The organism is Bacteroides stercorirosoris (genome assembly GCF_900142015.1).
In the GTDB taxonomy this organism is placed as follows: Bacteria; Bacteroidota; Bacteroidia; order Bacteroidales; family Bacteroidaceae; genus Bacteroides; species Bacteroides stercorirosoris.
Map to the genome: position 1 here is coordinate 141,048 of NZ_FQZN01000008.1, position 20,180 is coordinate 161,227.

Below are 20,180 nucleotides of genomic sequence, written 5' to 3' on the forward strand. Positions count from 1 at the left end.
CCAAACAAGAACATTTCAATACTATTATTTCTTCAGCCGAATCCGTATCAATACATTATTACCTTCCTCATCTATACTTTTAGCTTGTTCTCGTATCTTGGGATCATCAGAAGCTAACCAAGCATCCACCAATTCATAAGGCTGATAAATAGCCTCTAAATATTCTCGCCCATCTATTACAAAATAATTATAAGGGAAAAATAAAGGATTCCATTTTCCCCACATAGCAACGGGTTCCTCCCCCTTCTCCGAAACCCGGTATATAGTATCACTATATTGGTTCCAGACCAACATTGTATCGCCTAAACAACCTAAGTTCGTAGATGAAAAGCTATAATAATTACCCTGAGCAAAATGTAAACTTTCATCCCTCTTGAGGGATAATAAATTTCCTATCGTATCTGTTATTGCATAAATATAGGGTGATGATTCACCGGCAATTACTGTATAATAAAAGTAAAGCCTATCCTTTAGATGATAGAATTTCCAAGCCCATTCTTTAGGAAGTTGGACAGAATGTTTACTCAAAAAGAATCCATCATAAGAAAAAGATAGAAGTTTGGAGTTATCTTGACAATAAACATATATAATGGAGTCTACTTCATTTATAGCCGTTGTATAAGAACCAACATATTCTCCTGGCCCTTGTCCTATAGATCCTATTCTGCCTATAAGATGTCCTTCATTATTATACTTTAATATTCCCTGTTCCGTTCCAACCAAGAAAAAGGATGTAGCATGCGTGATTTCTCCCCTTTGATAATCAATAGAGTCAGGCTGAATAATTGTCATTTCATCGGCTATATCCGACACTTTCAGACTTTTTTCAATAAAATCATCATAATTCCAAACCATAATAGTACTTTCCGGCTTATTATAGCAGGAATACAAGAAAAGCAGCAGGAAAATGAGCAATAAGTTTCTCATACTAAAATAATTATCTAATCATTCTTCTGTTAGTGTATTCAATGCTATACGGACTTCTACTCATCTTTCAAACGAATCACTATCATCACTAAATTACCCTCAGGATCAATATTTTCTCTTTGTAAAACATCTTCCGGCAATTCATATGGTTCAATCTTTCCTATCATATAATCTTTATTACCCCTTTGAAAGTATGAAAACATCCATCTTAAAGAAATATCTATTTGGGTATTCAAATCATCCCGAAGCCTCTTTGTTCCCATGAATATTTGTTTTTTCTTATCGTAGAAACCAAAAGAAGAAAAAGATTTAAAAGTCGCATCAAGCCACTCAAAAAACAGGAATCTTTTCGTTTCAGCAAACATCGTAAAAACCATCATATTTTCACTTACATCTTCAGTCGATGCAGATATACGATGCTTTCCTCTCCCCCATAAAAAAGCAGGTGTAACACCCTGTTCTGTAAAGCGAAAAATAGTATCATTAAATAAATTATAATATAACAAAGAGTTATCAGAAGAAGATGTACAATAAGTGCCGCATGCATATCCCCTCTTTAAAACAGGCTCTCCATGCTTCTGTTTAATTTCCAAACTTTGCCCACAAGTATCTGTTATCACCCAATAATAGGGATCAGACAAACCTGACATTGACGGATAAAAGAAATAACACTTATTGCCAAGAATGCGCATCATCGTCGGATAGCCATAAGTATCATCTGGCAAATCATAACGAACACGACTCAGAAACGCTCCATCGTAAGAATAACTAATCATCACTTTTTCCGGTATACTATATACACGAATCCGTTTATTAGAAGTATCAACGGCCATTAACTTATTTCTATTATATTCCATTGGAGCCTGTCCTATTCCGCCTATTTTCATAAGAAACTCTCCCATATATGAATACTTCAATACACCTTCCGCTACACTTACCACGAAAAAGCTATCAGTGAAACAGGGACTACCATAACTTGATAATAAAAGGCTATTATCAAGTTGTATCAAAGAAATACTATCTGCAAACTCAGATATAGGTATCTCAGCTAACAATTCATCTATCGGCTTTATTTCCAAAAGCCCTGTACTTTGCCGCTGATTACAGCTAAAAAATAAAAGAGTTGCTATTAACAAGAAGTATAGCTTCATAATATATCATATTAAAAATATGGGTCCCATTTCTACTTTCCCTTAAGCATAGAACCCATATTCATTATTTTAAAAGGATCAGAAACATTGAGGAGTAGCAGCAATTTGCGCTTCATCCATATATTTCTTTATAATTGCTACATTAGCTGATGCAGCACTTTTAGCACAAACTGAACCTGTACTAACAGCCCCTCCTTCAAAAGAGGTTCTACAAAAATACAATTTTTCACCTTCACCGCACATACTAGAGATTTGTGCTCCTCCACGTACTTGCTTCATTTCCGAAATATTCAAAATCTTTTTCATTAAGCATAGATTTTAATAAAACAATAAAGAAAACTTCCGCCTTATCCATTATAACAGCCAGCTACTCTGTTACAATTAATGCTATACGGTATCAGCATCAAAGTTGGAATACAGCTAACATCCAACTTGGAATGTAACAAAGTTAGGCAGGATGTAACACTTAAACAAGAAAAGATACCGGACAAAAGGCAAATCAGATACAGCACTACAAATCAACACATTACCTTCGCAATAAAGATAAAAAGAAGAACCCCAACCGGACAAGACATTCTCTTTATTCTCTACAATTTCCGTATAAAATCATCAAAAGCATCACCGCCTGACAACAGAAATTTACTCTTCATACGCTGCTTTGACTTCGCAATAGCATCGGCAGTTACATTAGAAACAGTGGCAATCATACCATTCGTGAACCCGGCTCGGATAAGATAACATATCCTCCGCTCCTGCATACCCAGTTTATAACCGTTCAGTTTCTCCGACATATCACTATAAAGAGTATCGATTACTGCAAATATCTCCATCCATTCCTCGTCCGACTTCACCAGTCCATACACCGGCTGGCAACGCAACTGACATAATTGGCTCAACGCAAGCGTACGCTCAACAGGCAATAAGGAATGAATTTCCTGATACTCTTTCAGTTGTTTCGTATAAGATACATTCAGTTTCTGCAAACAAGAGTTCAACTCATCCTTATCTTTCTGCCGGACGAACAACTTCTCTATCCTCCGAGACAACTCATGATTTTCTTGTAACAATTGCCGCCGTTTTTCTTCCGATTCCACTCTTCCTTCATCCAATTGCTTCTCATTCTCTTTTAAGCGAGCAAGCAAACGTTCAATCCGCCCCTGAACATTCCGTTTATATAAATGGAAAGACGCAAAGCCGACTACAACTAAAAACATTGCCCCAAAACCAATAGAAAGCAACCATACCTTACGACTTAACAGTTCATTTCTTATCCGCTGATTTTCATTTATCAAGACTTCATTATTATATTTCTCCCTTATTTCACGGTCAAAAACCAGTTGGTCTTCATGCATCTTACACCAGTTTGCATAAAGTTCTTGGTATTCGGAAGCAAACTGCCTATAATCTTTTATTTTAGATTTTCAACGGTTTGATACAACCATTTGAGGAATAAACTTTTAACGGAGTATTTGAGAAACAACGGTAACGAGTTGGAAACCGTGCGATTTTCAGCGATTTGCGGTGCTATGCTGTCAAATAACTCATTTCTTTTGCAAAGGTAAAAAAATATCTAATACATGCAGTATAGAAGAATAAATATAATCTACTATTGGGTGAGTTTGTTCAATCGCATTACAATCGAAGTTTGACTTCTGCCCATTTTGTTTGCGATATATTTGACACTCTTACCCTCATTATACAGTTTCAATAAAAATTGGTCTGCACTTCTTGTCCATCTTTTATTGGCATTGGGGTGCTTTACATAACTTTCTTCTGAAACCTTTTCAGGGTGTAAAAACTCATCCACAAATACAGAGGGGAAACGCTTGTCATATAGTACAAGTGTTTTTATCTTTGCTCTTGTTACTGCTACATAAAACAATCTCCGTTCTTCCCCATATGGAAATTGGTCACTTTTAGTCAGGACATAATTAAGCACAGGGTCATCACTTACAAGGGATGGAAAGCCATAAGTATCCTTATTACATTGTAAAAGTATCACATAATCCGCTTCAAGACCTTTTGATTTATGTACTGTCGAGAACTCTATCTTTCTTCCTCCTATCACATAATAAAATCTATTACCTTCTTTCACTCCTTTATACATAAATGACAGGTAATAGTCATCAAAAGAATAACGTCCTAATAGAAATATAGATTTATCCGATGGAATAGAAGATATTAGTTCTCCTATTGTTTTGCAATAATCACGTCTGTCGTAAGAATAAAACTCCAATTCTGTTTTCATTTCAGAGCTGAACGAGTGTATATTCTTTTGTATTTGGGCTTTATTACGCTGTATGAAGTGGGAGGACAACGAAACTAAAGGCTCTCCAAATCTGTATGTGGTTTCAATCTTGTTTATCTCTGTTGCGCCAAAGTATTCAGGAAATTGATTAAAAAGAGCCATATCACTTCCCGAAAAACGATATATAGACTGCCAATCATCGCCTACACAATACAACTTCGCAGGCGGATTCCCCTCTCGTAATACTTTCAAGAAATTGTAACGGTCAACCGATATGTCTTGAAACTCGTCCACAATGATATAATCATACTCAACAGGGTGTGAAGTACGACATATTTCTGTGGCTTGAAGAATCGCATCGGTAAAATCAATTTGGTTGCTATCGCTCAATGCACTTATATAGCGGTCATATACAGGCTGAAATATGTTCTTGATAATAAAAACGCTCCGCTCATCATTTGCATTTTTTGCTTGTTCAAGAACCTCTCTAACTGATTTACAACTTGATTTTACCAATGTTACGAAAGTAACTACCAGCCGAATAAAAGCCTTTTCTTGTTTACTGCCTTTGGGTAAGACTAAATCATATAATTCTTCTTCTGTTTTTTCTTGAATTGGCACACCTGCGTCATTTAATAATTGTCGAAGTTTATCTCTTATATCGGAATAATGGAAATCAGCACTTGATGTTACTAAAAGTTGAGTACCAAATTTCTCGTGAGCAGCTTTCTTCCAAGTTATACCATCATTATATTTTTGATTGGCTTCTTCGTATGTTATATTCTTGTCTTTTGCAAACCAAGCAGGAACAAGACCATGTTCATCTACTCCGAAATGTTCCAAATAGATGCGTTTGATTTCTCCTGTTTGCTCAAAATATATTGAGAAATCGGGGCGATATTGAGAGTGCATTTCATCCGCTAATTGATGTTCGTATGGCTCTTCATATCTGAATTTTACTCCAAGTGATGACAAGACAAAGCAAATCTTTTGCTCCTGTTCGCTTCTCACATATATAGCCCGACCATCCATATCGGGGAACATTGCTTTTAGTTGAACATTCTTTTGTTCCGACAATTTTTCTCGCCTTTCATTCTTGCGTTGTTCCCAATCCGCTTCATTGGTTTGATAATCAATGAAGTATTCTACTACGCTATTCTTAAAAGCCTTATTCTCTAATAGAGTGTGATAAAGAGCAATAAATAAAGAATCTGTATTATCGCAAATAAACGGCTTTGTTCCCGTTGCTTTTCCGATAATATCAATGGCTAATTTGTGAAATGTATAACCTTTCAAGCCATCAGTAGCCATTCTTTCCGTAAGTTCGGCTGCTGCTTTGTTAGTGTAACTAATAAGTAAAATTCTATGAGGTGCAATGCCTTTTATTTCTGTTAGATACTTGACTTTTCCGATAATAGAAGAGGTCTTTCCACTACCTGCGCTACTAACAACCAAACAATTATCCTCTTCTGAAACAATTGAGCGTCTTTGTTGCTTATCCAATGGATATTTTAAGCATTTGTCGAAGAAATCTTTATGTGTGTCAAGCAGAAATGCAATAACACCCTCATTATGCTGTTTTACAAGTCTATTGATAGCTCCAAAATCATTGATGAATTTTAATATAGTTTCAGATGGAGTGATATTAAAGGCTTTGAGTTTCTTCTGAAGCGAATACGCTTCTTGAAAATGTGGTTTGTAATGATTGATAAAATCTTTTTCCTGCGTTGCTGAGATTATATTACCATAAAAGCCATTGTTCAAGTTGGTAGGAATATCTATAAACACTTTCTCATTGAGAGCAGATAATCTCTCTTTTGCTTGCTCATAGTTTGATTTCTCACTATATGAAGATATCTGGCTTAACTTGTCTGAAAGTTCATTGGACTTGTTTTTAAGGCGTATTCGCACCATTGCTATCACAATAACCGAAATAGCAATTATACAAATCATCATAATAAACAATAGCTGCATATTAGAAATAATATTTATCTGAATCTTTCAATCCATCTATAATCATCCCCTTTGGTACTCCACTGAAATTTCCACATATCACCTGTATTATCGTTTATAAGATAGTATTGATACATACTTGTTAGTGGCTGAATAGAGAATATACACCTTTCGTTATTTTCTACTAATTCGTTTTTATTGATAGGAATACAAAATAGGTTGTCTAAATCTTGTGTGCTATATTGGACTTGCCATAGTCGCCCATTATATGAGTCCAACAATATAAATGTCCACATATTTTGAGTAGCAAACATCTTAAATCTATTAGTCCAATTTGAAGATTTTTCCGGATATGCAAGAGAAAACATATTGATAGGTGCAGCAAACATATAGTCTTCACCCTTGACGCTAAATTGGACTTGCCAATTCTTACCTGTATATGTATCAAGCATTATGAAAGTCCACATATTCTGTGTTTCATAAAGGCGAAATCGTCCTTCTTTATCTCCTAAAACTTCTCTTGCACTACAAACTTCCCAAGACTGACCATCATCTTGAATTTGTTGAACTTCGCCTGTCATCGTATTTAAACGAAGTCGATTATGGTAGTTCTGAGTCTTATACATCTTATATACCTGAGCATACGATGTAGCAGCGACAACTATAAAAGCAAGTAATACAAAAAGTTTTCTCATAATCAATTGTTCTGTTTATTGAAAATTAAATATCCTCTAAATCTTTTTGGATTTTTGTTTCTACATTTTGAGTATCACGATAACGAATTACGACCATACCCTCATAGACGCCAGAAGTCTTTTCTATTGATAATTCTATATCTCCACCTGTTACCTCCCATGCACTGCCCCACACAACTGTCCCTTGATGAACTTCTGCCATTAAAGCGGTATTAGAATCTGAGTGAGCCGGATTCTTTTCTTTTGAGATAGTTGGGTTTCCATATTTGCGAGTATATAAATCCTTATAATAACCGTAAGTATTAACAAGTGTATTCCATTCACCACTTGGGTCAAATAACACGGCTACAGCAAATACACTTTTACCATCATCAGTAGCTGTTACGCCTATAGTTGCATTACGACCAGTAAAATCTCCCATAAACAATGCAAGATTGTTTTCTCTGCCAATAGATGTAAATCCTTTGCTTTTTAACTTTTGACAGAATTCTGTCATACTTCCCTCAATGGGAATTCCTTTAAAAGTAAGATGTTCCGAACCGCTTTGAGCATACGATGTCAAAGTAATTACCATAAATGCGAACGCTACAATAAGTTTTCTCATAATCTGTTGTATTATTTAAAATCGTTTATTACTAACATAATCCAACCAACGAAGAAAGCGTGGCACTGCGATGCTACGTCTTAGTTCGGAGGTCCTGAGAAAACCCTGTGTACAGATGTAGTAATAGCAGCCCACGCTATAGCGTGAGAACCACTATGCTACCCTTGTACACAATTCAGAAATTTCTCAGGTTTCCGTTCTACAAGATAAGCATAACGCTTCTTCTTTTTCTTATGTCTTGGAAAGGGTTGCCCCAATCCGGATACAAAAGTATAAAAAATCCGTGATATAGTATTCTACTATCACGGACTTTATTATGATTTACAGCTTAATACCCCTATTTTGTTTCCTTGTCGGCATTCCCAACGCTTCCATGAACTCGCCTTTCTTTCGTCTGAACCAATTGACATGCGAAACGCCGTCTATGTTGAGTTCAAAATTTCCTTCTGTGCTCTGTTTGAGTGAACAAACCGCACCGTCAACTTTAAAATGCTGGTTAAACTCACGGGAATATAGCTCACCTTTAATGGTGGCGTCTTTGAATATGCATAGTTTTCTAATGACGGCATCGCCAAAGTGCAGAGAATCACGCAGGAACTTTATTGTCGGTATCAGTTTATCCACGTATGGGAAATAACGTTTGACGAAATCCACGAACTCGGACAACTTGCGGTTCTGCTGTTCGTATGCGCTTTTCATTTCCTGTATCTGTTTGGCTTGCCGTTCCTCATGTTGTTGAACTTCATTTTCAAGTTCATAAATGCGGTTTTGCAATGCTGCATTTTGCCTTTCCAAAGTCTTAACCTTATTACCGCCGAAAAGAGAACCTACACTTTCCGCTATGTGGGTGGCTGCGGTCGTGGCTACCCCTTTCAGCTTCTCGGTCTGCACCTCTTTCTTGGCTCGCCTGAGTTCTTCCTGTACTATTTCTTTGCTGTCTTGGAGCAGCCCTATGTCTGTTCGTAACTGTTCCGTCTGCTGCATCAGGTCACGGTAATACTGCTGTGTGGATATATGCTTAGCTTCCGACCCGTCAATGCCACGTTGCAGCCCGTATCTGCTCATGGTTTGTGCATAGGTGTCCTGATAGGATTTGAGTTTGGCTCGTGTCATAATCTCATCGGCACACAATCGGGCTGTGCCGGTCGGTTTCTTGCGGTATCGCCTTCTAACCTGTTCCTCTTTCTTTTTGCGCTTGCGCTCTCCTCTGATTATCGGTACAAGGGTGGCATGTATGTGCGGTGTCTGCTCGTCCATGTGCAGGACTGCCGACACGATATTCTCTCTACCGAATGTGTCGGCAAGGTATTTCAGGTTGTCGCTGCACCACTCGTCAAGTCTGCCCTCGTTGGTGATGCGTTCCATATCATCATGAGTTCCCGTTAGCAGGACACGGATAGCCCTCACTTGGTTGTTACCGATTTTGCGTGTCAGTCCTGCGGTGTCCAATCGGTACTGTATGGCTTGTGTCCTGCTTTCCACACCATCAGGAAACCTTATCAGTTCCCGATTGAGGTGCGTCCTGCTCTCATCGGCATTCTTCGGTTTGATGGTGCGCTCAATGTGCGCTGACATGGCGGCATCCGTTCCGCTTGTCTTCTCCATGTGTAATACTGCATAACCCATATAATAATCTTTTTTTTTAGCTTGTGAAACAATGGTTGATGATTTTACTCCTGTACGGCTTTTGCCGTTGGCTGAGGTGTGTCCAGAGAGGTGCAACCTCTTTGGCTTATTGGGGAATTTTCAGCGTTGCTTGCAATGCGGCTCGGACAAATTCCCTAATAAGCTACGGCATTTTCCGTTGGCAAATATCCGTGTCGCTGCAAGCATTCGCTTTCTACATCTTCAGCCCTCGTTTTTTCGGTGGATGCATCATCCGCCTTGCGGATTGGACTTGCTTCTCCTGCTCTATCGGCTCTACCGATTGGGACAAGGGCTTACCGCACAGGTAGTCGTTCAAGTCCTTGTATTCACGATAGTACAGCGACTTGTCAAGCAAGCGTTCCCCGAACTTCGCCCTTAAGGATTCACAGGCGTTCCGTCCTGCCGTGTCGTTGTCAAGGAAACTGCCAATCTGTACATAGGTCGCCAATAGGTTTTCCACCTTTGCGAGATTGGAAACGGAGTTCAATATGATATAGTCCTGCGTTGTCAATCGTGAATATTGCGGATTGTTCTTCACTCTGATGGTAAGGAACGAGAGGTAATCCATGAAGCCCTCGAACAGATAACACACGTTTCTTGGTTCGCCCTGTTGTCTTATATGGCTGATGTCCTTCGGGGCGATGCAGCCCTTGAAGAAACGGTTGCGCACCTCATAGCCTCCTGCCACATTCGGGAATCCGATGGCGAAATAGGGCTTGCCGTTATGGATGAAGTGCAGTTCCTTACATTCCGTCTGCGCCAGTGCGGTGTTTATCCCACGTTCCTGCAAGTAGCGGAGCAATGCAGGGTGCGTGAGTTCGCCCACTTTCAAATGTTGGAAACTCGGTTCGGATGCTTGCTGGCGAAAAGAGAAAGACACGGGACGGACGTGCGGTGCTTGTTCCGCTATCTTACCAAGCAGGTAAGGCACATAGTCCGAACCGTAAAGCTCCTGCGCCAAAGCGATGATGTTTCCTCCCTTACCTGTTCCGAAGTCGTACCATTGGTTGAGTTCGGTGTTCACCTTGAACGATGCTTCCGCTTCCTCCCTGAACGGTGATTTGTACCAAAGGCTTTTCCCCTGCTGCTTGACGGGGCTGTAGCCCAAACTTTGCAGATAGTCTGCGATATGTATCTTCTTTGCTTCCTGTGTAGTCATAATCTTCCTATGGTTTTAATGGTGAATGAAAATCGTTGATTCGTTGAATGGTATATGTAATATGTTTATATACATACAAATAGATGCTCAACATCCGCTCAACAAACCACTCACCAAAAGAGAAACCGACAATAGGTCGTGGCTTTATGCTCAACTTCTCTTTTGGTCAGTTGAGATTTTGTTGAGAGTATATATTGCTTATTATCAGTATGATTATATCCTTATTCAACAATTCAACAAAAAGATAATGGAATTACAGCGTTTCAAGTTGCTGCCTTGTGACGGTATAGAAGCGTCCCACTCTCCTTATCGGCTCATACCGACACTCCCGATTGTAGTTAAGCTGATAAGTGGTATATGTCAGCCCGTTCGGTGCAGGTATGAGCTTCCAACATTCCTGCAATACCTTTCTTACTTGATGCTTCTCCGCTTTGACATACGTGTTTGCCAGCAACGTGAGAATGTCATTGCAGCAAAAAGAGAAAGTGTCGATACCCATACTTGCCATGATATCAAGTATAAGTTCGCACATCTCAATCTCCAATCTGTTGCGGTTGCTTCGGATAATCTTCTGCAAGGCTTCGGTGTGCAGCAGTGACGTGGCAAACCACATACGGCTCTCTTTCTCGGTGGATAGTTGCCTGTGCTGCAAATGGTAGAGGAAAGCAGGTATTTCCGCTTTCAGCTTTTGCAAGAAGTCGGTATCGTCTGTTTGTAAGCGGTCTATCTTCCGCACCCAATAGCGTGTTTCCCCTGCGTCTATGATGACGGGCAGATACTCGTTGTTGGAACACAGAACGAACTTGGCGAAGAACGCTATCTCGTCACGGTCTTTACCTTTGGCTTCCACCTTGTAGGAGAGTGTGGTACTTAGGTTCTTCAACCGTTCGCTGTCCTCCCTGCGGCTAAGCAACACTTCATCCACCACAATAAGGAGTTTGCCTGCCCAATCGGAATTGAACTGGCTGCGGAAGTCCTCGTTGGTGTTGAATGTCACGTTGTTCTGAAACAAGGCTTTCAGAAAGTTCAGGAATGTGCTTTTACCTGTATTGCGTTCCTCTGATACCAACAGCAGGATTGGCAACTTTTGAATGGGTTGCAGGTAAAGCAGTTGCAGGTAGTCCATGCCCAACTCGTATTGTTCCCCGAAAATGTGCTCCACTAACGAACGGATAGAGGGAAAATCACCCTCCATCGGCTTATAGTTTATCGGTTCATAGAGGTTCAGGAACTTGTCCACCACAGGACGGTAATTCACATGGTCGGGAACTGTGCAGAAGCCATCATACTTGGGAACGGTGGCGAGAAAGTGCTTGCCGTAGTCCTGTCGCAGGGTCTCGTTATTCCACACGATGCGTTTCTTCACATAGCCGCCGTTCAGTCGGGGCTGGTTCACTAACTTGTAGAGGGTCGTACCCACCCGGATAAACTCCTCCTTGCTGATGTCTGATTCACTCATTGTTCATACGCTTAAATGGTTGATAAATAATCGTATGCAAAGTTAGAGTGAGCCGCTTAACCCCCTGATACGCAAATCACGGCAGAATGGCGCAAAAAACACACGGAGTGAAAAACTTGCAGCCTGTTAGGGAGTATAACAATAAAAAAACCGAAGAAATACCACTTTAATGGCAGTTTCTTCGGGACCTGTCGTCTTAATACGTATGAATGGCAATGCGCCTATTCAAACACTCGCATAAATATATTGTTGGCAATGGGAATACGCATCGGTTTCATTACTTCATGTCGTTATAGCTATATATTTTATGCCTGATACTTAGGTGCTTCCTTTCTACAATCCAGCGAAAAGAAGATGCTTGTTTTCTCTTTTCGCAAGTACAACTTTTCAATTACGGCATTCCGTACTCGTTCTGCTCCGTATGAGTTAATGCGGAAAGCAAGAGCGACAACCATTTCAAAGCAGTAAACATCCATGCTGCATTTGTCCGACAAGCAGATGGAGCGTCTTACTTCGCATTCACGCAAAACGCCGCTCTTATAGATTGCCTTTATCGCAGCACGGAAAGTAGGAGAGGTTATCCCAAACAATTCGCAGATTTCCCACTCGCTCATGGCGATTGTTCTTATATCGGTAGGCATGGTGATATTGCCATGCTCGTCCATCTTGATGATATTTATTTTCCTGTCCATTGCTATTCGTTTTAAGGTTATCAAATGTTACTGCAAATATTTTTCTCCATATCCGTCAACTTGTGCGACAGAACTTCCATATCCTGACTTATCTTCTGATTTGTAATTTTGGCGTAAATCTGCGTGGTTTTTATGTTGGTATGTCCTAACAGTCGGCTTACGGTTTCAATCGGTACTCCGTTGGATAACAGTACGGTCGTGGCGTTCGTGTGTCTTGCCACATGTGTGCTGAGCCGTGTCTTGAAACCACACTGACTGCCGATTTCTTTCAGTATCTTGTTGCAGGTGGTATTGCTCGGCATGGGAAATACCTTGTTGTCCCTTGTCATTCCTTTGTACTTCTCTATTATCTTTAGTGGAACATCCAACAGTCGGATATTGGATTCCGTATTGGTTTTCTTTCTTCGGGAGATAATCCACAGGTTGCCGTCAAAGAATGTTTGAAGGTTGTCTGTTGTAAGGTTCTTCACATCGGAATACGCCAAACCCGTGAAAACCGAAAAGATGAATAAGTCCCTTACCAATTCATGATAGGTATTCTTCATCGGAGCGTCCATGAGTGTCTGTATCTCAGCCTTGGTCAGATAGCCCCTGTCCACGCTTTCTGGTGAATTGATATATCCCGCAAAGGGATTGAACGGCAGACGACCGTCATTTCTCGCTATGGAAATGATATGTTTCAACACAATCATATAGCCCCATACAGTGTTGGTGCGGCATCTCTTTTCTGTCCGTAGGAAATACTCGAAGTCGTTGATGAACGTGAGATTCAACTCTTTCAGGGGAATATCCTCACGCTTGTAAGTATGCGGGATAAATTCATGTAGATGCTTGCATACGGTTATATACCGCTGGAATGTACCTTTTGCCCTGCTGTGTCCCACTTTCTTGGCAAACTCGACATTGTGCTGTTCAAAGAGTTTAAGCAGAGTTTCCTGTTTGACACCGATGCCGAGATAGGCATCTTTAAGTTTGGCGGCAGTGACATAACCGTCCGTCTGCATCAGCTCATGATAGCGGCGGTTCACCTCCACACGGATTTTATCAACGGCACGGTTGATTCGCTGCGCTTCGATACTTTTGCCCGAAGCACGGTTGTTCTTCACGTCCCACAGCCGCAGGGGAACATCCATCTTGCAACTGAACTGTTTAATCTCTCCGTCCACCGTAAGGCGGCACATCAATGGCAGGTTGCCGTTGGGCTTCTCACTGCCTTTCTTTACATAGAATAATACTTTGAATGTACTTCGCATAACTCACTCTTTTTTGGGTTACAAAATTAGATTACAGTGAGTTATCGACTGCTAAGCAAACCTCCGCAGAACGCAGAAAAACAAACACTTAGCAAGAAATCTGCTCTATCCGCACGGTAATGAGGTGGTAACTGAACTCTTGCGCTTAGTGGCTTTAACACGGCTTGAGATGGCTTTATACCAACCCAAAAGAAAAGCGTAACGAACGCTATTCCAGTCTATTCGCTACGCTTTTCTCAAATTTGCTATTCCGTTAGCTGTTTATTTTAAATTCCTCGCCCTGCAACGCATTTAAGTTCTGTCTTCTCCCTTTTACAAAATCTTCCTTCATCAAATATATACCATTGGAAAACCGTCGCATCGGAAGTTCGTCCATTGCCGACATTCTCCGATATTGAAGCATTTGTTCTTTAGCCTTTTTCCAATCATTCACATCCCGACATACAATGAACAACTCAGTAGAGATATCCATAAAAAGATTAGGATCAAAATCTGCCACTTCTTCTTGTGCCTGTAAGTAATAATACAGGGAACTATCGAGACGCGAAGATAAAAGATGAGCCCGCCCCATATTTCGCAAGGCATTGGCATAAGAAGCGGTCAGCGATTTCTTTTCGAATATGTCGGCAGCTTGCGAAAAGCATTGCAGTGCGTCCTCATAGTTATGCCCGTTTAGGTAGCGACGACCATAATAACAATAGATGAAAGCTTTCAGAGACGGGCTTTGCACCGTGTCGGCAGCCCGTAAAGTAATGGCACTGCAAATGGGAGCTTCCTCTTTAGGACGCTGACAAGACGACGCAAGCACAATCACCCCCCAAAAAAGCAATAAACAGAACAGTATTTCCCGTAGTAATAGCAGCCTCAGTATAATATGCATAGGTTATTATTCATGTGTGATGCAACAAATATACTGATTTTAATAAACATCTTCGACTTTATGCACATATTTCTGCCTGTGCCTTTGAAAAGAAAACCAATCCGTCCCTATCCTGAAGTACACCCCCTTTTCAAAAAAGCAATTATCAAATAAATATTTTCAGTGTCTACTAAATGAGGCTGGTACAAATGTCCGCAATGAGGCGATTTCTGTGACATAAAGTTTGGATTCTCTTATTTTTGATAACGAGCCTTTCCGCAAAACAGGGGCTTCTGGAGGATTTTAACCGTCTTTTTTCTCTAAACAGATGGTCTATTTAGGTGAAACACACCATCTGTTTGCCCAAAACATACCATCTGTTGGGGTAAAACATACTATCTGTTCGCCCAAATGATGCACTCTTTTTCCCAAAGGGCTACACCATATCCCCAAAAGGGCGACACCTTATCGAATAAAGGGTGACACTATCCGGTCCAGAGGGTGTAGCCCCTCCATTTGAAGGCAATATATTTTCTATTTTGATAGGAATAGGGAACAGATCAAGAAAATCATTTTTCCAAAATATAGCGGAATAATATTTCATAATGATTCAACAATAAGTTTCTATTCGTCAAATAACTACTTCTCCCCCTTTTCTCATATCACCGTGCATTTCTCAAACAGGAAATCCTTGCGTTTTTCTGTAGGACGCTACGCTGATAAAGGAAAGACAGGAGTGTGACGGAACAGAATTAGCAATTTGTCATTTTGATATTTCCCGGCTGAATGCAGGCATCACAATAAACTTATCCGTAATGACTGGTGCATTTAGGCAGTATATTCAATTTCTTAGAGACAAGAATACTGCTTTCAGATAAATATCTCCTTCCTCTTCAGGCAGAACACCGGCAGGAAGAAGAAAATACCGATAATAGACATAAGCAGTCCTCCAATGGTGCCCGATGCCAACGGGAACCAAAAAGCCTCTTTTTCTGTTCCGACCATAAACGGGATAAAGCCCAGGATAGTAGAAACCACCGTGAGGAAAATAGGTAATATTTTTGCGTTCCAAGCCTTTGTATATGCCCGAAGCATGGAAAGTCGCGGAAAACGACGGCGGATGCTGTTATACTCATTCAGAATATAAATGCTGGCATTCACCGTGATACCACACAAAAGCACGAAGGAAGCGAATCCACCCTGGTCAAAGTTCAGGCGGAACCAATAGAATGTGAGGAACACCCCGATATAAGATACCGGAATGACAAATATAATAGCCAGGGGCTGTTTCAGCGAATTGAACAGGACACTCGTCGTGAAGAAGATAATGGCAATAACAACCAGCAACAACAGATACTGTTTGTTATCTTTCTTCCCCCATGACCATGACTGGCTATCCGACTCGGCCGTATATCCCATCGGCAAAGTCTTATTGAACGCTTCCAGATCCCGCTTCTGTATCTTGTTGCCTTGCTCGTATGAGCCGATGTATTCGTATTGCAGACAAAGACGGTATTGCTGGTTTTCTTTAGCTATCTGCTGTGGCATCTGCCCTTTTTCCACTGTAGCCAGTTCAGAGAGTTTATAGTGCTTTCCATTGTCCGCACCATAAGGAAAAAACTGCATAGCCCATACATCATACTCGTGAGACTGGCGGGAAGAAAGCCGGATACTTTCCGCTCCCCTTTCCGTAACCACTGAGCCTACTTGCATATTCTTGCCAAATATAGGCTGAATGGTTGAAAACAGGCGTTGGGCATTAATCCCCTCCTGTGCCATACGCTCTTTGTCCAGATTGAAATAGAACTCCTGATAATCATCTTTCCACCAGGAAAACTCCGACTTGATAAATACCTCCTTTATGCGACGGTGCGAAAGCAATACTTCCTTCAACTTCTCAGCCCATGCATAGAGTTCATCGTAATTGTAACCATACATTTTGATGCGATAGGAACCCGCGTTCTCACGGACGTCATTACTGAAACCCTGGTCCTGCAAACCGTACACATCCCAGCTACCGCCGCCCAACTCGGAAACCTTACCTATCAGACTGGCTTTCAGCGTATATGGGAAACCGCTGTGCTGATACTCCTTCTTGAAATAGATTTGAATATTAGCCCGGCGTGCATTGTAGACAGAAGCATGAAACTGCTTGATTTCCTTAAAACCGCTGAGATAAGTCTCCACCCGCTTCACCAAGGTATTCATCTGTTCCAGTGTGCTCCCGTTCGGCAGGTTGGCATTGGCAGAAAGCACCACTTCTTCATTACGACTAAAATAACTACCCTCATACACTTTCTGCACAAACAAACGAAGGCTGCCACCCAAAGCTTTATCTACTATGGGTTTCACTTTCTCCTTATAGGTGGAAGATCCCAATGTCTTGTTATACCGTTCTGTCCACTTGCCTTCTCCTTCCATTTTTTCGGGAAGCAGGAAGACGGGCAGGCCAAAGCCCAATATCAGCACAACGCACACCGCCACCCGCCAACGCAACAGGAAGCGAATGAGTAATTGGTAAAAATGAGTGAAATACACCGTCAGCCGGCGGATACGGATATGAGCACGTACCCACCGTTTATTCGTCCCTACAAGCCTGATCTTATCAATCATTGCCGGAACAAAGAAGAGTGCGACAAAGAGAGAGACTGCCAGATTAATAATCACCACAGCAGCGAAATCCTGCAAGTTCAACCGTATCTTCTCATCCAGGAAGAAGATGATGACCAATGCGCCCATTGTCGTCAAAGTAGCCGCCAGCACGGACATGAATGCTTTCAGATTACGCCGGTGCAGGATATGGTCGGTCATCACAATAGTGCTGTCTATCACAAGATTCAGAGACACTGTTATCCCCGCCAACGAATACAATTGCATTTCCAGCCCGAAAAGATAGTAGAAAATAACTGCCACAGCAATGTTAACAGCCAGACTGGTGACTATCAGCAACAGATATTTCAAGTTCAGCGTAATAATCCAGACAAATACCAACAGAATAAGCACCGTCAGCCCTGTACGGAAATAAATTTTGTCCAATTCTTCGCGGATATACTCTGTAGCGTCATAGCTGGTATGCACTTCATAACCGGGTGGCAATGTCAGGCGTATCGCCTCCATTTCTTCCATCACCTCATTGCTCAGTTGCAGCTGATTGGCAGTTTCTACAGCCGTGACGGACATATAAATAGAATTCAGCCCATTGATGCGATAATAGCTTTGCGGTTCTTCTTCTACATGGGTCACCGTTACCAATTCATTCAGACGGATAATTCTGCCATCCGAAGCCGTCACCGTAATATCCGAAGGATCGAACTCTCCACTGACTCCATCCGGCACCAGCACCAGGCGTATCCACTGTTTACCGGCAGGCGTGTCCATATTATGCGTGCCCAGAAATTCTTTATTATAGTGTAGCCGGATAGCCCGTTGAATATCCGAAATGCTGATACCCAACGTCCGCAATTGCTCACTGTCATACTCCAGCCGCCATTCCATCGGGGTAGCGCCGCTTAAATCTATCTTATAAATACCTTGCAGTTTGGCCAGTCGCGGTTTGATATGCTCTTCCGCATATTGCTGTATCAGTATAGGCGTAGAAGGGGCATTCAGTGTAAACGAGAGGAACGGACGGGAAGTATTCGCATCGGGCACTTTCATGTCGATATACGGATAACTGACTCCGGAAGGCAGTTTTGCCCATGTCTGGCGAATGATGGTGGAAGCCTCAAAACGTACCGCATCCACATCCGCGTGCTTATCCAAATCCACCGTAATGCTGCCGTAACCATTGCCGGAAGTGGAAGACATCCCTTTCACCCCTTTGATGCGGGCCAGCATGGACTCCAGCTTACTCGTCGCCTCCATCTCTACTACCCGCGACGAGGTACCCGGCATATTGAAACGCACCGTGAAACCCGGCAACGTGCGTGACGGGTTCAGTTTGACCGGAAGCAGCGGTACCAGAGCCAAACCAACCAGTGCCAGGCAGACAAAGGTGACGATGAGGGTGAAAGGAGAGAGACGCTTCATAATTATTAATTATCAATTATTAATTGATTATCGGGCATAGTCGAACTTATCGGAGAGGGAGAAGCCGCTGGCAAAATCGTGCAAGGTTAATTTGCGGATTTTGTAATAGTTCAGCCAATAGTTTTTCAAGGCTGATATATAGTTACGCTGGGCTTCCTGCTGGCGGTTCAGAGACAGGGTGAGGCTGCTGATGTCCGCTTTGCCGATGATGAAGCGTTGACGGGTTTCGTTGTATGCCAGAATGGAGAGGTCGAGAGCCTCTTCGGCACTCGTCACAAGAGCCTGCTGAACGTTGAAATCGCTCACGGTCATGATGACTTCCTCTTCAATGCTGATTTCATTCTGGCGGGAAGAAGTTCTCACTACATTCAGATTGTTGCGGGCCATATTATACTTTCCTTTACGCACTCCCCAATCCACCAGTGGAATAGAGATGCTGACGGACACCATTTCCTGTTGCATAGGATGATTATAAGCTTCACCAAACTTCTCCGCCACTTGATTGAAACCGATACTGGCGTTGATGCTGGCATTGAAGCGGGATTCTTTCCGTGTCTTGTCCACATTCCTTTCGGCTTCCAACACATCCTGACGCAATTCCAGGAAGTTCGGATTATTGGAACGGGCGGCATCCAGAGCGGCATCCACCGGAATAACCAGTTCACCGGGACGGCTGGGGAGGTCAAGTCTTATTTCCGTATTCTTCTCAAGGTTGAGGAAAGAAGCCAGCGAGAACATGGCACGCTTCAGTGAACTCTCGGCGTTTTGCAGGGTGTTACGGGCATTCACGACGTCCAGTTTCAGCGTCAGAAGGTCTGCACGGCTGATAGAGGCTATTTTCAGGCGTTGCATACCGATGCGGTAAAGAGTATCGGAAGAGGCGACATTCTCTTTTGCCAGATCATATTCAGCCTGTGCCATTGCAAGTGTAAAGAAATAGGTAGTGGCTTGTTCGGATACCTGTTCGGCATTGTAGATATATTCTTTCTTCACTTTCTCGTATTTCAACGGCTCTATTTTCCGTTCCCAACGGAAAGGATTATAGCCGACCAGACTTTGCGAGTACCCCACACGTATGGGGACACTGGTGTACTGGGTATAAGAATTGGAACCGAAACTGCGCATATAGCCCAACTCCGTATCTAAATAGAACGTGCCGCCAGTCAGGTCGAAGTTTTGCTTGATGGCGAGATTGCCGTAGGCGTAAAAAGATTGCTGGCTACGATAGATATCCAAGTCCTGTTCGGAGTCGTAGCGTTTGGTGATGTCGCGATTATATTGCGCAGGGGTCATGTTCAGCGTCAGGCTCGGCAAGCGGTTTGCCTTGTAGGTGCGATATTCCCAATAACCGGCCAGATACATGTTTTTTGTGCGGAACGCTTCCAGCGAACTATCGTTTGCCATGGCAATAGTCCGTTTCAAATCCAACGTTATCTGTTGTTGCGCAACGGAAGGAAGCGCTTGCGAAAGTCCCAAAAGAATTATTAAACCAAGTTTCTTCATT

At 41.9% G+C, this 20,180-nt stretch carries 15 protein-coding genes; all 15 read right to left on the minus strand.

Features of this window, described 5'->3' with window-relative positions; genetic code table 11:
- Positions 1-24 precede the first annotated feature (24 nt).
- The 15 genes from BUC01_RS07935 to BUC01_RS08010 all read right to left on the minus strand — a co-directional run bounded on the left by BUC01_RS07935 (position 25) and on the right by BUC01_RS08010 (position 20,179).
- Positions 25-927 (minus strand): 6-bladed beta-propeller, encoded by a 903-nt coding sequence (locus BUC01_RS07935; protein ID WP_025832257.1) that lies wholly within the window; start codon positions 925-927, stop codon positions 25-27.
- Between the two features lie 56 nt (positions 928-983).
- Positions 984-2,078, minus strand: a complete 1,095-nt coding sequence (locus BUC01_RS07940; protein ID WP_025832258.1) for a 6-bladed beta-propeller — start codon at positions 2,076-2,078, stop codon at positions 984-986.
- A gap of 78 nt (positions 2,079-2,156) precedes the next feature.
- On the minus strand, positions 2,157-2,384 hold the full coding sequence (locus BUC01_RS07945; RefSeq protein ID WP_025832261.1) for a hypothetical protein: 228 nt from the start codon (positions 2,382-2,384) through the stop codon (positions 2,157-2,159).
- A 281-nt stretch (positions 2,385-2,665) separates the two neighbouring features.
- Positions 2,666-3,430, minus strand: coding sequence for a hypothetical protein (locus BUC01_RS24905; protein ID WP_025832262.1), 765 nt, complete (start codon positions 3,428-3,430; stop codon positions 2,666-2,668).
- Between the two features lie 254 nt (positions 3,431-3,684).
- Entirely contained in the window at positions 3,685-6,300 is a 2,616-nt protein-coding gene (locus BUC01_RS07955) for a UvrD-helicase domain-containing protein (protein ID WP_025832264.1), read from the minus strand.
- A 14-nt stretch (positions 6,301-6,314) separates the two neighbouring features.
- Positions 6,315-6,974 carry a hypothetical protein gene (locus BUC01_RS07960; protein WP_025832265.1) on the minus strand — a complete coding sequence of 220 codons (660 nt, stop codon included), beginning with the start codon at positions 6,972-6,974 and terminating at the stop codon, positions 6,315-6,317.
- 25 nt (positions 6,975-6,999) lie between these two features.
- Positions 7,000-7,578: a hypothetical protein gene (locus BUC01_RS07965; protein ID WP_025832266.1), complete on the minus strand. Its 579-nt coding sequence runs from the start codon at positions 7,576-7,578 to the stop codon at positions 7,000-7,002.
- A gap of 321 nt (positions 7,579-7,899) precedes the next feature.
- The gene (gene mobV / locus BUC01_RS07970) at positions 7,900-9,204 is read right to left on the minus strand and encodes a MobV family relaxase (RefSeq protein WP_073313271.1); all 1,305 of its coding nucleotides are present in this window, start codon (positions 9,202-9,204) and stop codon (positions 7,900-7,902) included.
- A gap of 214 nt (positions 9,205-9,418) precedes the next feature.
- The gene (locus BUC01_RS07975) at positions 9,419-10,384 is read right to left on the minus strand and encodes a toprim domain-containing protein (RefSeq protein ID WP_073313273.1); all 966 of its coding nucleotides are present in this window, start codon (positions 10,382-10,384) and stop codon (positions 9,419-9,421) included.
- A gap of 253 nt (positions 10,385-10,637) precedes the next feature.
- Positions 10,638-11,843, minus strand: coding sequence for a primase-helicase family protein (locus BUC01_RS07985; RefSeq protein ID WP_025834195.1), 1,206 nt, complete (start codon positions 11,841-11,843; stop codon positions 10,638-10,640).
- A gap of 305 nt (positions 11,844-12,148) precedes the next feature.
- Positions 12,149-12,535 carry a hypothetical protein gene (locus BUC01_RS07990; protein ID WP_025834197.1) on the minus strand — a complete coding sequence of 129 codons (387 nt, stop codon included), beginning with the start codon at positions 12,533-12,535 and terminating at the stop codon, positions 12,149-12,151.
- Positions 12,536-12,555: 20 nt separating this feature from the next.
- Entirely contained in the window at positions 12,556-13,788 is a 1,233-nt protein-coding gene (locus BUC01_RS07995; RefSeq protein WP_025834198.1) for a site-specific integrase, read from the minus strand.
- 253 nt (positions 13,789-14,041) lie between these two features.
- Complete coding sequence (locus BUC01_RS08000; protein WP_025834199.1) at positions 14,042-14,668, minus strand: hypothetical protein; 627 nt, start codon at positions 14,666-14,668, stop codon at positions 14,042-14,044.
- Between the two features lie 849 nt (positions 14,669-15,517).
- On the minus strand, positions 15,518-18,676 hold the full coding sequence (locus BUC01_RS08005) for an efflux RND transporter permease subunit (protein WP_073313275.1): 3,159 nt from the start codon (positions 18,674-18,676) through the stop codon (positions 15,518-15,520).
- Between the two features lie 27 nt (positions 18,677-18,703).
- Entirely contained in the window at positions 18,704-20,179 is a 1,476-nt protein-coding gene (locus tag BUC01_RS08010; RefSeq protein WP_025834201.1) for a TolC family protein, read from the minus strand.
- Between the last annotated feature and the right edge of the window lies 1 nt (position 20,180).